The organism is Paenibacillus sp. FSL L8-0708 (genome assembly GCF_038009325.1).
Classification (GTDB): Bacteria; Bacillota; Bacilli; order Paenibacillales; family Paenibacillaceae; genus Paenibacillus_AQ; species Paenibacillus_AQ odorifer.
Map to the genome: position 1 here is coordinate 6239265 of NZ_JBBPBC010000001.1, position 13535 is coordinate 6252799.

At 47.1% G+C, this 13535-nt stretch carries 8 protein-coding genes and 1 other annotated feature; of the genes, 5 read left to right on the forward strand and 3 right to left on the reverse strand.

Features of this window, described 5'->3' with window-relative positions; genetic code table 11:
• Nucleotides 1-206 precede the first annotated feature (206 nt).
• The 4 genes from NYE58_RS29410 (at nt 207) to NYE58_RS29425 (ending at nt 6157) form a co-directional block, all read left to right on the forward strand.
• Complete coding sequence (locus NYE58_RS29410; RefSeq protein WP_076129437.1) at nt 207-938, forward strand: ABC transporter ATP-binding protein; 732 nt, start codon at nt 207-209, stop codon at nt 936-938.
• The gene (locus NYE58_RS29415) at nt 935-1984 is read left to right on the forward strand and encodes an ABC transporter permease (RefSeq protein WP_341003712.1); all 1050 of its coding nucleotides are present in this window, start codon (nt 935-937) and stop codon (nt 1982-1984) included. The genes NYE58_RS29410 and NYE58_RS29415 overlap by 4 nt, the downstream gene beginning before the upstream one ends.
• Before the next feature lie 57 nt (nt 1985-2041).
• On the forward strand, nt 2042-2731 hold the full coding sequence (locus tag NYE58_RS29420) for a TetR/AcrR family transcriptional regulator (RefSeq protein ID WP_341003713.1): 690 nt from the start codon (nt 2042-2044) through the stop codon (nt 2729-2731).
• An 81-nt stretch (nt 2732-2812) separates the two neighbouring features.
• Nucleotides 2813-6157, forward strand: coding sequence for a DEAD/DEAH box helicase (locus NYE58_RS29425; RefSeq protein WP_341003715.1), 3345 nt, complete (start codon nt 2813-2815; stop codon nt 6155-6157).
• Nucleotides 6158-6230: 73 nt separating this feature from the next.
• On the opposite strand, the gene NYE58_RS29430 is transcribed toward NYE58_RS29425, so the two are convergent.
• From NYE58_RS29430 to NYE58_RS29440, 3 genes are all read right to left on the reverse strand, one after another.
• Nucleotides 6231-7964, reverse strand: a complete 1734-nt coding sequence (locus tag NYE58_RS29430) for an exosporium glycoprotein BclB-related protein (RefSeq protein WP_341003717.1) — start codon at nt 7962-7964, stop codon at nt 6231-6233.
• A gap of 427 nt (nt 7965-8391) precedes the next feature.
• A complete protein-coding gene (locus NYE58_RS29435; RefSeq protein ID WP_341003719.1) occupies nt 8392-10728 on the reverse strand; it encodes a collagen-like protein in 2337 nt (778 codons plus the stop codon).
• 45 nt (nt 10729-10773) lie between these two features.
• A complete protein-coding gene (locus tag NYE58_RS29440) occupies nt 10774-11133 on the reverse strand; it encodes a hypothetical protein (protein WP_036687001.1) in 360 nt (119 codons plus the stop codon).
• 249 nt (nt 11134-11382) lie between these two features.
• Nucleotides 11383-11601, forward strand: a binding site (T-box leader).
• Between the two features lie 40 nt (nt 11602-11641).
• Between NYE58_RS29440 and NYE58_RS29445 the strand changes: the two genes are divergently transcribed.
• Nucleotides 11642-13507, forward strand: a complete 1866-nt coding sequence (locus NYE58_RS29445; protein WP_341003720.1) for an arginine--tRNA ligase — start codon at nt 11642-11644, stop codon at nt 13505-13507.
• Nucleotides 13508-13535: the final 28 nt, after the last annotated feature.

Genomic DNA, 13535 nt, shown 5'->3' on the forward strand with positions numbered 1-13535 from the left:
ATTCCTAACTTTTGATGCACAGTAATGAGTGAGTACTCACTCATTATATAATTAGAGTGTTTAACGCAATGCAGTTCATCACCATCACCATCACCATCACCATCACCATCACCATCACCATCACCATCACCATCACCATCACCATCACCTTCTACACCTTCAACTCAAGTAAGTATCCCAGAACATTCAGAATCGAGGAGATAAACATGGGTTCAGAGGTTCCAGTTATTTCAGTGAGCCATGTCGGGAAAGCCTTTGGAGAGAAACAGGTGCTCGAGGATATTTCGCTTCAAGTGGAACGTGCGGAAACCTTTGGCATACTAGGGCCATCGGGCTCAGGAAAAACAACATTAGTGAAGCTGCTTACAGGTATCGATGAGGTAACCTCCGGCGAGGTGAAAATACTTGGCGTGACGATGCCGAAGCTGACTATGCTGCAACAGATTGGGTATATGGCCCAGTCTGATGCCTTGTACACGGAGCTTAGCGCGAAGGAGAATCTGGAGTTTTTTGCAGCGCTATATGGACTAAAGGGGGAGCAACGCTCCAAACGCATCACAGCCGTAATGGAGATCGTTAATTTACAAGATCATTTGCGAAAAAGAGTAGACCAATACTCCGGCGGGATGAAACGCCGCTTATCATTGGCGATCGCGCTGCTTCATGAACCGCCGTTGCTTATTCTTGATGAGCCTACAGTTGGCATAGACCCGGTGCTGCGGCTATCCATCTGGAAGGAACTAAAAGCGCTGAACCAGAAAGGCACCACCATTGTGCTGACCACGCATGTCATGGATGAGGCTGAAAAATGTGACCGGCTCGGAATGATCCGTGATGGCAAGCTACTTGCCGCCGACACGCCTGCCGGACTGCTGCAAGCCACCGGTTCAGCTTCTATTGAAGAAGCCTTTTTATATTATGGAGGTGTGCGTTCATGAGAATCCGAGCGATCACCATAAGGATTTTGCGGCAATTCATTCATGATAAAAGAACGATGGCATTAATGTTCATTGCACCACTCCTCGTTCTAAGCTTAATGAGCTTGGTCTTCAACGGTGACGCCTATGAACCAAAAATCGGTGTGTCCGGTGTACCTCTAAATATGTCAGCTGCGTTAAAAGAACAAAATGCCACCATCAAAGAATATGCCAGCGTAGAGCTGGGAAAGGAAGCTTTAGTAGAAGGAAAAATTGACGCTTTGATCACTTTGAACGGAACCGCCGGAGATTCGCAAGTAACGCCTCAAGTGCTGTTAGAAGGTAGCAACCCTACAGCCAATAAGGCAGTAATCATGACGCTGCAACAAATCTCCCAAAAACTTCTTCCAAGTACAAAGGAACAATTACAGCCGCAGATCAGCTATCTTTACGGTTCTGAGAATATGAAGACGATCGACCGTTTCGGTCCCATTATGATTGGCGTATTTGTTTTCTTTTTCGTATTCTTGATTGCAGGTGTATCCTTCTTAAGGGAACGAACCACAGGCACGCTTGAACGCCTACTTTCGACTCCATTAAAAAGATGGGAGATTGTGCTCGGGTATGTATGTGGTTTCGGCATATTTACCGTTTTTCAGGCGCTATTGATCTCATGGTATTCCATACAGATTCTTGGCATTATGATGACAGGCAGCTTTGGTTACGTGTTGCTGATAACATTACTCCTATCGATGACAGCGCTGACGTTGGGCACACTGCTGTCGGCTTTTGCAGCCAATGAGTTGCAGATGATTCAGTTCATTCCACTCATTATAGTGCCACAAATCTTCCTCAGTGGATTATTCCCGCTCGATACCCTTCCACTGTGGCTCCAGCGCGTTGGCCTCGCTACACCGATCTATTACGGATCAGAAGCTCTGATGAACATTATGGTCCGTGGCAAAGGATGGAGCGCAATTGCAATGGATGTCTATGTACTTATAGGATTTTCGCTGCTATTTATGCTGCTGAATGTATTGGCACTGCGCAAGCATCGCAAAATGTAACTTCACAAAAGCTATTATCATTGAAACAAAATGAATCAAGCATGGAGGGTTATTGTAATGAAAGAGGAAGTTTCTACGGAACAAAATATAGAAGAGCAGTGGATAGAAGAGCTGCTGACCCTTGGCAAAGACGAGAAACTGACACCGAAGCAGATTTCTATTCTACAAGCGGCGATTGAGGTGTTTTCCGAAAAAGGATACTCTGCGACATCCACGAGTGAAATTTCTCAGAAGGCGGGCGTGGCGGAGGGAACGATTTTTCGCTATTACAAGACTAAAAATGATCTGCTGCTTGCCATAGTAGGTCCTACCATGAGTCGCATGCTTGCGCCTTTTGTGCTGCGGAATTTCAACGGCGTGCTTGATATGCCCTACGACAGCTTCGAGGAGTTCCTGCGGGCATTTATGATCAATCGGCTGGATTTCGCCCGCAAGAATTTTAAAATTCTTAAGATTCTTATTCAGGAGATTCCTTTTCATCCAACAGTTAGAGCGCAGTTTGTAGAGAATATTCTTAGCAAAATACTTGAGCGCGTGATTGATATTGTTGAACATTTTAAGGAAAAGGGTGAAATCATCGAGGTGCCTACACCCACACTTATACGCTTCACACTCTCGTCTGTCGTAGGTTATTTGATGAATCGATTGCTGCTGCAGCCAGATAAGGACTGGAACGACGAGGAAGAAATCAACCTGACGATCGCTTTTATCATGCATGGAATAAGTAAAACAACACCCCCTATTTGATGCGCACGCCCGTTCTGTTATCATAAGTACTATATTAAATTCGGACTTTTCGAGATCAAGTTATGAGGAAGGAATTATGTTATGGGCTTTAGTGTATCAGAACGGGTAATCAAACTGCTGTGCGGCAAGTCTATTTTTGAAAAAGGATTAGCTTATTACCAAACTGAAAGTGTCGATATAATTGAAGTTGAAGAATACAATGACTCCATTCCAGATTTGCCCCGCTCTCGATATGAAACCATTGTTCAGGGGGCGATCGACTATGAAGTTATGGTGGTCATTGATATTGATGGGGATGTCCAGGCAGAGTGTAATTGTCCAGCCTACTCCCATGGGGGGCCATTCTGTAAACATATCGCGGCTGTGCTGATCAACGTTGACGCCCTTAAAACTGGCCGAGATCATTCAGAGCCTACCGGAGCTTCGCACCTGTCTTCTATAGAAGATACTGAGATTCTAACCCCACGTATTTTTACAGATACTGTGCGAGACAACGGGGGAAAGTCCAGAGATCAACAGCTCGTGAGCAGCCTACTGGGGATGTTCGGCAACCATATACCGCGTCCTAGCGGTACGGGGGCTTTTGTAGATAACAGACTTCCTCTAAATATAGAGTTTACATGCAAGCCGTTCACTTATAGTTACAGCCACACCATGCTGGGTATAGAAATGAAAGTCGGTCCAAAACGTCTATATATTGTTCAGAAAATAAGGGGATTTCTAGAAAGTGTACACCGCGGAGAATCCTTTGAGTTCACGAAACATTTTATCTATGATCCTGCCATTTACAGCTTCCGGAAGGAAGATACTGTTGTTCTACAGAAGCTGATTGATATTGTATTAAATGAAAAAATGTACCGCGATAACGTCACTCCTTACTCACCTTATGGGGGGAGTATTGGGGGAGATCGGTTGCTGGCCGTCCCTCCTTTTTTCTGGGAGTCGCTTCAGCCTGCGCTTTCAGAGGTCTCGTCGGTATTTTTGCAACAAGAAGAGGTGCTGTACGAAGGCATCCACGTGTCCAATGAGGCGCCTCCACTCAGCTTTGAATTTGAACAGGCAGAAGAGGATGGATATCATCTGGATATTCAAGGACTTGAGCAGATTTCGGTCTTAGAAGATTACGGGATAGTACTGTCGGAAGGTAAGTTGCTGAAGCTATCCCCTCAAGAATGCATACGCCTTGCTGAAATGAAAAAAATGCTGGATTCCTCCCGCCGAAATGGTATCGATATTGCCCCCGAGCAAATGGAGTCTTTTATGGACAAGGTTATTCCTGGTCTGAAAAAGCTAGGCAACGTCCATATCGCCGATTCCATCGCGGATCGGATTGTCCAACATAGGCTTATCGCGAGACTTTATCTGGACCGTGTGAGAGATCGGCTGCTCGCCGGACTAGAGTTCCAATATGGTGACATTGTGATCAATCCCTTAGATGAAAAAGCCCATGTTCGCGGGACGAATTTGATTCTTTTGCGAGACGGGGAGGGAGAAGCCCGCATTCTGGAGCTGATGGAGCACGAATCCTTCGCTAAAACCGAGGGCGGATACATTATGACAGACGAAGAGGGCGAGTACGATTTTTTGTACCATACCATTCCGCTGCTGGAACCGCTGCTTTCGGTCTATGCGACCTCCGCAGTCAAAGCAAGACTGTTCACGAGCACTACACCCCCAAAGGTGAGCATTAGTTGGAATGAAAAGACGGACTGGCTTGATTTTAAATTCGATATGGGCGGGATTCCAGAAGCTGAGATTGTTATGGTTCTGAAATCCCTGCAGGAAAAACGCAAATACTACCGCTTGCCTGATGGGGCCCTGCTAGCGCTGGAGAGCGAGGAGCTTCAAGAAATCATTACCTTTATGAATGATATAGGCATCCGGGAAGGTGAGATCAAAGGGGTGGAATTTTCTCTGCCCGTTGTTCGCGGGCTACATTTGACCTCCACGGATGCTAAGAGTGACTCCATTAAGCTGGGCAGATCCTTTAAAAGGTTACTTGCGAACATGCGGAATCCTGAGAATCTTGATTTTCCTATACCTGACAGTCTGGTTCCTGTGCTAAGGGATTATCAACAGTATGGGTTTCAGTGGCTGAAGACGTTGGCCCATTACCGTTTTGGTGGTATTTTGGCGGATGATATGGGGTTAGGCAAAACGCTGCAAAGTATCGCTTTTCTCCTGTCAGAACTTCCAGAGATCCGTCAGAATGGACTTCCTGCCCTAATTGTCGCTCCTGCGTCTCTCACTTATAACTGGCTTAATGAGCTTAAAAAATTCACGCCAGAGATCAAAGCTGTCATTGCAGACGGTAGTCTAATTGAGCGCGGGCGGATTTTAAAAAATACAGCAAAAGCTGATGTAATCATCACTTCTTATCCGTTGCTTCGCAGAGATGTTCAGCTGTATGCTAAAAAGTCTTTTCATACCCTGATTCTCGATGAAGCACAAACTATAAAAAACCATACTACACAGACAGCCCAAGCTGTAATGGCGCTTCAAGCCCGGCACCGTTTTGCACTTACGGGTACTCCCGTGGAGAATGCGTTGGAAGATTTATGGTCCATTTTCGGCACCGTGTTCCCTGGGTTGTTTCCAGGCAAAAAAGCTTTTCATGATTTACCAAGAGAAACGGTTGCGAAGCGGGCGCGTCCCTTTTTGCTGCGGCGCTTAAAGAGTGATGTGTTAAAGGAACTTCCGGACAAAATCGAATCCGTACAAGCATGTGAACTGCTGCCGGAGCAAAAAAAGTTATATGTAGCTTATCTCGCCCGTTTGAAAAAAGAGGCGCTTAAGCATTTGACCCAAGATAGCTTCGGCAATAATAATCGGATCAAAGTTCTGGCGGGACTAACTCGTCTGCGACAGTTGTGCTGCCACCCTGCTCTTTTTGTCGATGGATATGAAGGAAGCTCTGCTAAATTCGAGCAGCTGCTCGAAATTATAGAAGAATGTCGCAGTTCGGGTAAACGTATGTTAGTATTCTCACAATTCACAGAGATGCTCGGCCTGATTGGACGTGAACTAGGATATCAGGGCATTCCATACTTTTATTTAGATGGTCAAACGCCTGTTTCTCAACGAGTAGATTTATGTAATAAATTTAATGAAGGAGAGCGTGATATTTTCTTAATCTCCTTAAAGGCCGGCGGGACCGGGCTCAACTTAACTGGGGCAGACACTGTAATCCTTTACGATCTTTGGTGGAACCCTGCCGTCGAGCAGCAAGCTGCGGATCGGGCTCACCGTATCGGGCAGAAAAATGTAGTGCAAGTAATTCGTCTCGTCACCCAAGGCACCGTAGAGGACAAGATGTATGAGCTGCAGCAGAAGAAAAAGAACTTGATCGATGAGGTCATCCAGCCAGGTCAAGAAAGCTTGTCTACCCTCACAGAGCAAGACATCCGGGAGATTCTAATGATCTAAATAACAACGTTGGAGAAAAAATCAGGATATCCTGCAGCCCATAGGGCTATCGGGATATCCCTTTTTCTTCAGATTATGCGATTGTAACTCCTGCACTAGCATAGCCAGCAACAGTTGTTGCAACGTCAATGCCAGCCGTGACCGTCGAAGTGAAGACCAACAACAAGCGTTCTCCCACAGTTACAGGGATGCTCAAACCTGTGGTATTACCACTGCTAATAGTTCCAAGAGCAATTAATCCTGTAAGCGGAGGACTTAACGTAACTAAAGCCCCAGGTACTGCTGTGAAGGTATTGTTAGGTGTAGTAGATCTGTATAATTGAGCCGTGATTGTTACCGTAGACCCCACTAAACTAACGGAAGCTGTCGCACTGAAATAGGCTGCCATAGACGTAATCGTTCCAGTTCTAGGAACCGAGAACGCAAAGTTCAGCAAGGTTCCAGCCGCTCCGGTAAGATCTATAGTACCGCCTGTAATACTGATATTAGTTGCACTGCTACCAAAACCAACTGCACTTGAAGTATTCAAAAGCCCCCCTAATACAGTGGTCATTGCTACTGGAAGACCAGAAGAATATGGAATAATTGCACCTGAACCAGTAGCACCTGTTGCTCCAGTTACACCAGCAGTTCCTGTTGCTCCAGTTACGCCAGCACCTGTCGCTCCCGTTACTCCAGCACTTCCTGTCGCTCCCGTTGCTCCAGCACTTCCTGTCGCTCCAGTTACACCAGCACTACCTGTCGCTCCCGTTGCTCCAGCACTTCCTGTCGCTCCCGTTGCTCCAGCACTTCCTGTCGCTCCCGTTACTCCAGCACTTCCTGTCGCTCCCGTTGCTCCAGCAGTTCCCGTCGCTCCCGTTACTCCAGCACTTCCTGTCGCTCCCGTTGCTCCAGCAGTTCCTGTCGCTCCCGTTGCTCCAGCACTTCCTGTCGCTCCCGTTACGCCAGCACCTGTGGCTCCCGTTGCTCCAGCAGTTCCTGTTGCTCCCGTTGCTCCAGCAGTTCCTGTCGCTCCCGTTACTCCAGCGCTACCCGTCGCTCCCGTTACTCCAGCACTTCCTGTCGCTCCCGTTGCTCCAGCAGTTCCTGTCGCTCCCGTTGCTCCAACACTTCCTGTCGCTCCCGTTACGCCAGCACCTGTGGCTCCCGTTGCTCCAGCAGTTCCTGTTGCTCCCGTTGCTCCAGCAGTTCCTGTCGCTCCAGTTACACCAGCACCTGTTGCTCCCGTTGCTCCAGTACTTCCTGTCGTTCCCGTTGCTCCGACGCTTCCTGTCGCTCCAGTAGCTCCAGCACCTGTGGCTCCGGTTTCGCCAGTACTTCCTGTCGCCCCCGTTGCCCCTGCACTTCCTGTCGCTCCCGTGGCTCCAGCACCTGTGGCTCCGGTTACGCCAGCACCTGTCGCTCCCGTTGCACCAACGCTTCCTGTAGCTCCAGTAGCACCTGTAATTCCTATATTTTCTCCATATAATTCAGAGTAGACAAGGCGATGAGCAGTCACTAATTGACCTGTGCTACTCTTCCCCCAAACTGAAATTTGAATGGGATCATCAATCGTAATAGGTGTTGTGAATAGAAATTCAAATGAATCAAAGTTTGCATAATAATCCCTATTAACCACTTGATTAGGAGCTAAATTAACCTGTTCACTTACATATAAGGTTCTTGTCCCATTCATATAATAGCCTTCGACTTGAACCGTTGACGGAGTATCATCACTCTGATTGACAATTTTAAGAGTAACAAGCTGAGTAGGTCTTACACCGCCTACCAGATTATTTTCTATGGGACCAGTAGATAGTTGACTCAATTTTCAACACCTCATTTTTTATGAAATTATAATACTCGTATTATTTGAATTTCGAAAATCAACTCACCTGAACAAAACTATCCTCAAGAGTTACGTATAAACTAGGGTTTTATCTATAATCATTCCTCCCCCTGCTCTAAGTTGATAATCTATGAGCCTACAAATCAGTTCATATTTTTTGGCTCTTTATAGTATTATTCTTATTTTGAATTAAGGTGTGGACATCCATTTAAAAACTACTATTACACATATTTGATTTATTAAAATAAGCTAAAAATCTGTAATGGTTTAATAGAATAAGAATCTAATAAGCAACGTTCCAGTCGACTTATAACATATGCCAACAAAACAGAGGGTAACCCGAGAGCCACACTAACGGCTACCGAATTACCCCTGTTATAAACACTGAACTTGAAGATAAATAAGCTTAAGTTAATTCATGAACAGACCAGACGATACCTGCTGAGTTCGCTCCACCCAAATTCAAAGGAACCGTCAAACCATTTGCCACATAGAACAAGCCAATCACATCACCTGCGGTTAATGCAAATTCTCCAGCTAGCGTCACAGTACCACTTCCCAAAATTGCTCTCAAATCTAATATAAGCGCTACATTCACATCAAGTACTGGGAACAACCCACTTACCAGATTTGTTGCAGTAGGAGAAGTTCTCTGAACTACGAAAGCCGGATTAACTCCAGCACCAAGACTGATAGAAAGTGAGGCAGTTGTGGAATAATTGATAGTCGCTTCAATCGAATATCTACCAGTTGTCGGAATGGTATAATTTCCCCCAACTTCGTCGAAAGACGGGCTATCATAAAAAGGTGTTGTCACAGTCCAGCCAGTTAATTGTGTAGATGTGGAAATTGCCAATGAGGGTTTGAAAGCAGAAAACCCTTCTTGTTGAATGTTCGGACCTGTAGCTCCAGTTACTCCAGTTACTCCAGTTACTCCGGTAGCTCCGGTTACACCAGCTACTCCTGTTGCTCCTGTTGCTCCTGCTACTCCAGTCGCTCCGGTCACTCCAGCTACTCCTGTTGCTCCTGTTGCTCCTGCTACTCCAGTCGCTCCGGTTACTCCTGTTTCACCCGTTGCTCCTGTTACACCAGCTACTCCTGTTGCTCCTGTTGCTCCTGTTGCTCCTGTTGCTCCCGTTGCTCCTGCTACTCCAGTCGCTCCGGTCACTCCTGTTTCACCCGTTGCTCCGGTTACACCAGCTACTCCTGTTGCTCCAGTTGCTCCTGCTACTCCAGTCGCTCCGGTTACTCCTGTTTCACCCGTTGCTCCGGTTACACCAGCTACTCCTGTTGCTCCTGTTGCTCCTGTTGCTCCTGTTGCTCCCGTTGCTCCAGCTACTCCTGTTGCTCCCGTTACACCAGCTTCACCCGTTGCTCCGGTTACACCAGCTACTCCTGTTGCTCCCGTTACACCAGCTTCACCCGTTGCTCCGGTTACACCAGCTACTCCTGTTGCTCCCGTTGCTCCTGCTACGCCAGTCGCTCCGGTTACTCCTGTTTCACCCGTTGCTCCGGTCGCTCCAGTTGCACCAGTCTCTCCTGCTCCGGTCGCTCCGGTAGCACCCGTTGCTCCATCCGCTCCTGTTGCTCCATCCGCTCCCGTTGCACCAGTCGCACCAGTCACTCCATCTGCTCCTGTTGCCCCAGTCTCTCCTGCTCCGGTCGCTCCTGTGGCACCCGTTGCTCCATCGGCCCCCGTTGCTCCAGTCGCCCCAGTTACTCCGTCTGCTCCTGTCGCCCCTGTCTCTCCTGCTCCGGTCGCTCCTGTGGCACCCGTTGCTCCATCGGCTCCCGTTGCTCCTGTTGCACCTGTAGCTCCATCTGCTCCTGTTGCCCCAGTCTCTCCTGCTCCAGTCGCTCCCGTTGCTCCGTCTGCTCCCGTTGCTCCTGTTGCACCTGTAGCTCCATCTGCTCCTGTTGCCCCAGTCTCTCCTGCTCCAGTCGCTCCATCCGCTCCAGTTGCACCAGTCGCGCCAGTTGCTCCATCGGCTCCTGTAGCTCCAGTCTCTCCTGCTCCGGTCGCTCCTGTTGCACCCGTTGCTCCGTCTGCTCCCGTTGCACCAGTCGCCCCAGTTACTCCGTCTGCTCCTGTAGCTCCAGTCTCTCCTGCTCCGGTCGCTCCAGTTACTCCATCCGCTCCGGTTGCACCAGTTGCACCTGTAGCTCCATCGGCACCTGTTGCCCCAGTCTCTCCTGCTCCGGTCGCTCCAGTGGCTCCATCCGCTCCCGTCGCCCCGGTTGCACCAGTCACTCCATCTGCCCCTGTTGCACCTGTCGCCCCAGTCTCTCCTGCTCCGATAGCACCCGTTGCTCCGTCTGCTCCCGTTGCTCCTGTTGCTCCATCCGCTCCCGTTGCACCAGTCGCCCCGGTCGCGCCAGTTATCCCTTGCGTTACACCAAGCAATTCTGCATGTACAAGTCGATGGGCAGTCACAATCTGGCCAACGCTATTTTTTCCCCATACTGAGATTTGAATCGGATCATCTACCAGACTTGTAGTTGTAAAAATAAATTCAAACGCATCAAAATCGGCATAATAATCACGTGTTATAACTTCATTAGGTGCTACATTTATCAGCTCGCTGACATATAAAGTTCTTGTCCCATCCATATAGTATCCTTGAACAAGAGCCATTGATGAATCAATGTCACTTCGGTTATCAATTTTGACAGTAACATGCTGAGTAGGTCTTACACCCCCTACCATACTATTGTCTATCGGTCCGGTAGATAAATAACTCAATTTCTCATCACTCCTTTAACGTTAACTGTGTCACAAAAATAATTATTAAATTAATACTGCCTGCTTCTCCCACGCAACTATGCGATGAGGATCTACCAATGCCCCTGAGTTCTGTTTACCCCAGACTGAAATCCCAACCTCTGCTTCAACCGCTTCTACTGTTGTAAACACAAATTCAAATGCGTCCAAGTCGGCAAAATAGTTCTTAGTTAAAACTTGATTAGGTGCTAGATTTACTGTTTCATTCACATACATCGTTCTTGATCCGTTAAGAAGGAAACCTTGAATAACTAGATTATAAGGATTAAGAGAATCCCGATTAACTACTTTTACGGTTACCAGTTGCGACGGTCTGACCCCTAGGATCGGGCTGTTATCTATAGGTCCAGTAGAAAAAATAGCCATGTTTTATTCACTCCTCCCTTCCACTACAATTTGAAAGATTAGTGGCTCCGTATAGTAATATTCCTTGGCTTGAGTTAGCGTGTGGACTGTTGTGCAAAGGAACAGCTGGTCCTATAACAAGACAGCCTTCTTTTTCCAAATTTATAATCTACTAAACTGATAAGCTAACAACAAAGAGCAACCAAGATTGTTAAGAAGCTAACCACTATTGCTTTTTATGAAATATTAGGTATACTGGTAAAAATTAATTAAGCATCGATGAGCGGGAGAGTAGTTAACGAGATCTAGTCCTCAGCGAGCCGGGAGAGTGTAAGCCGGTACAGATCCCTTTAATGAAGCGCACCCGTGAGATGGACTTCTGAACCTTAGTAGGAAGTCCCGGCTGAAGGCCGTTATCCCGTAAGGTGGCTGAACAACTTGTTCAGCAACGAGAGTGGTACCGCGAGCGCTAAAGCCCTCGTCTCTTTTGAGACGAGGGCTTTTTTGTATTTTCAAAGGAGGGTATACCATGTTAAATCAAATCATCAAAGACGGAATCGAGCACAGTGTACAACGTGTATTCAATACCTTAGGAGCTGACTATCCAGAGGACATTGCCATTCTGATCGAACAGCCAGCAAATCTAGAACATGGTGATTATTCATGCAATATTGCTATGCAGCTAGCCAAAACTCTACGTAAATCCCCAATGGTCATAGCAGAATTAGTGAAAGCAGAGCTTCAATTCCAAGGGCGCTTCGCCGGTCTTTTACAAAAAGTTGAAGTCGCTGCTCCCGGATTTATCAATTTGTATATGAATTGGCAAAGCTGGGCTGAACATTCCTTTGAACTGCCTGCCAGCACTGGCGAAAAAGTCATCATCGAGCACACTTCTATCAACCCCAACAAAGCCGCCCACGTAGGTCATCTAAGAAACGCCTGTATCGGCGATACTCTAGTCAGAATTATGAAAAGAACTGGGTATAACGTAGAGGTCCATAACTACATTGATGATCTCGGCAATCAGCTGGCGGATACAGTTGTTGGATTATTAAATATACCTTTAGAAGGGAAACACCAACGTTTCGGTGATTTTTGCTGGGATCTTTATGCCAAAGTGAACAAAGAATATGCGCTGAACCCTGAGATGACACACAAGCGCACAGATATACTTCACTCCCTTGAACTAGGGGGCGGTAACGAAGCCTGGCTGGGCAACCTTGTAGCTGAACGCATCGTTAGAGAGCATGTAGAGGAAATGAAACATTTTGGAATTTATTATGATTTGCTGGTATGGGAGAGCAGTATTTTAAAAGAGGGATTTTGGGCAGCCGCAGCTGAGCTACTGAAGCAGACAGCCGTTTTTGTACAAGAGACTGAAGGTAAACTCGCAGGCTGCTGGGTGCTGAAGCAAGGAACAGAGGCTAACATTGGAGCGGATTCAGAGGAGCATCAGCTCGATAAGGTGCTGGTGCGTTCGAATGGGATTTTAACGTATACAGCCAAAGATATTGCCTATCATCTCTGGAAATTTGGTCTTTTGACCAAAGATTTCTCCTATAGCGAATTCTCGTCCGGTTTATGGACAACTGGATTAACTGGAACCCAAGAATCTTATGGGCAGGCGGACAGAGTCATCAATGTGATCGATTACAGACAGGAATATCCACAACAGATGGTTAAGCAAGCCTTAGGGGCACTAGGTTATAACGAGCAAGCAGACAAACTCCATCATGTGAGCTATGGTGTTGTATCTCTTAGTCCCGCTTCGGCGGCCGAGCTGGGTATAGATATTTCAGAAGGCAAATCTTCTTATGCTATGTCCGGACGTCAGGGAATCGGGATTAAGGTAAGCGATCTGGTGGAGCTTATGGAACAGAACATTGAGCACTCACGTTCCGATAAAGACGGCCTCTCCAGCCGATTGATTGCCACTGCTGCGATTCGCTACTATCTGCTGCGGTTTAATTTAGGAACGGAAATCGTGTTTGATTTCAAACAGGCTACCGAAATATCCGGCAATACCGGAGTTTATCTGATGTATACTTTTGCGCGTGCGACAAGCGTTTTGAGTAAAGCTACGATCCCAATCCTTACAGCTGCCGCACAGCTTCAGTTCCCTTCCGAATTGGAAAAAGCAGAGCTTGCGCTGCTAAGACAGCTAAGCCTCTGGCCCGAGATATTACATTCAACAAGTATAGAGTTAACGCCAAATACGCTCTGCACTTACGCACATACCTTAGCTACACTGTTCAACAACTTCTATTCTGTATGTCCGATTCTAAAAGGAGATCCAGCTACGATCGAATTCCGCCTCTGGCTCACTTCAAGATTCAAGGACATCTTGGGAGATGTGCTCGAAGTGCTTGGGTTACCGACACCGAGCCGAATGTAAAAAACACAAAAAAGGCAATTTCCGCGCT

Excerpts from the sequence above, each read along its gene's own strand:
- NYE58_RS29410 (WP_076129437.1), top strand. The coding sequence starts at position 207 with ATGGGTTCAGAGGTTCCAGTTATTTCAGTGAGCCATGTCGGGAAAGCC.
- NYE58_RS29415 (WP_341003712.1), top strand. The coding sequence starts at position 935 with ATGAGAATCCGAGCGATCACCATAAGGATTTTGCGGCAATTCATTCAT.
- NYE58_RS29420 (WP_341003713.1), top strand. The coding sequence starts at position 2,042 with ATGAAAGAGGAAGTTTCTACGGAACAAAATATAGAAGAGCAGTGGATA.
- NYE58_RS29425 (WP_341003715.1), top strand. The coding sequence starts at position 2,813 with ATGGGCTTTAGTGTATCAGAACGGGTAATCAAACTGCTGTGCGGCAAG.
- NYE58_RS29440 (WP_036687001.1), bottom strand. The coding sequence starts at position 11,133 with ATGGCTATTTTTTCTACTGGACCTATAGATAACAGCCCGATCCTAGGG.
- NYE58_RS29445 (WP_341003720.1), top strand. The coding sequence starts at position 11,642 with ATGTTAAATCAAATCATCAAAGACGGAATCGAGCACAGTGTACAACGT.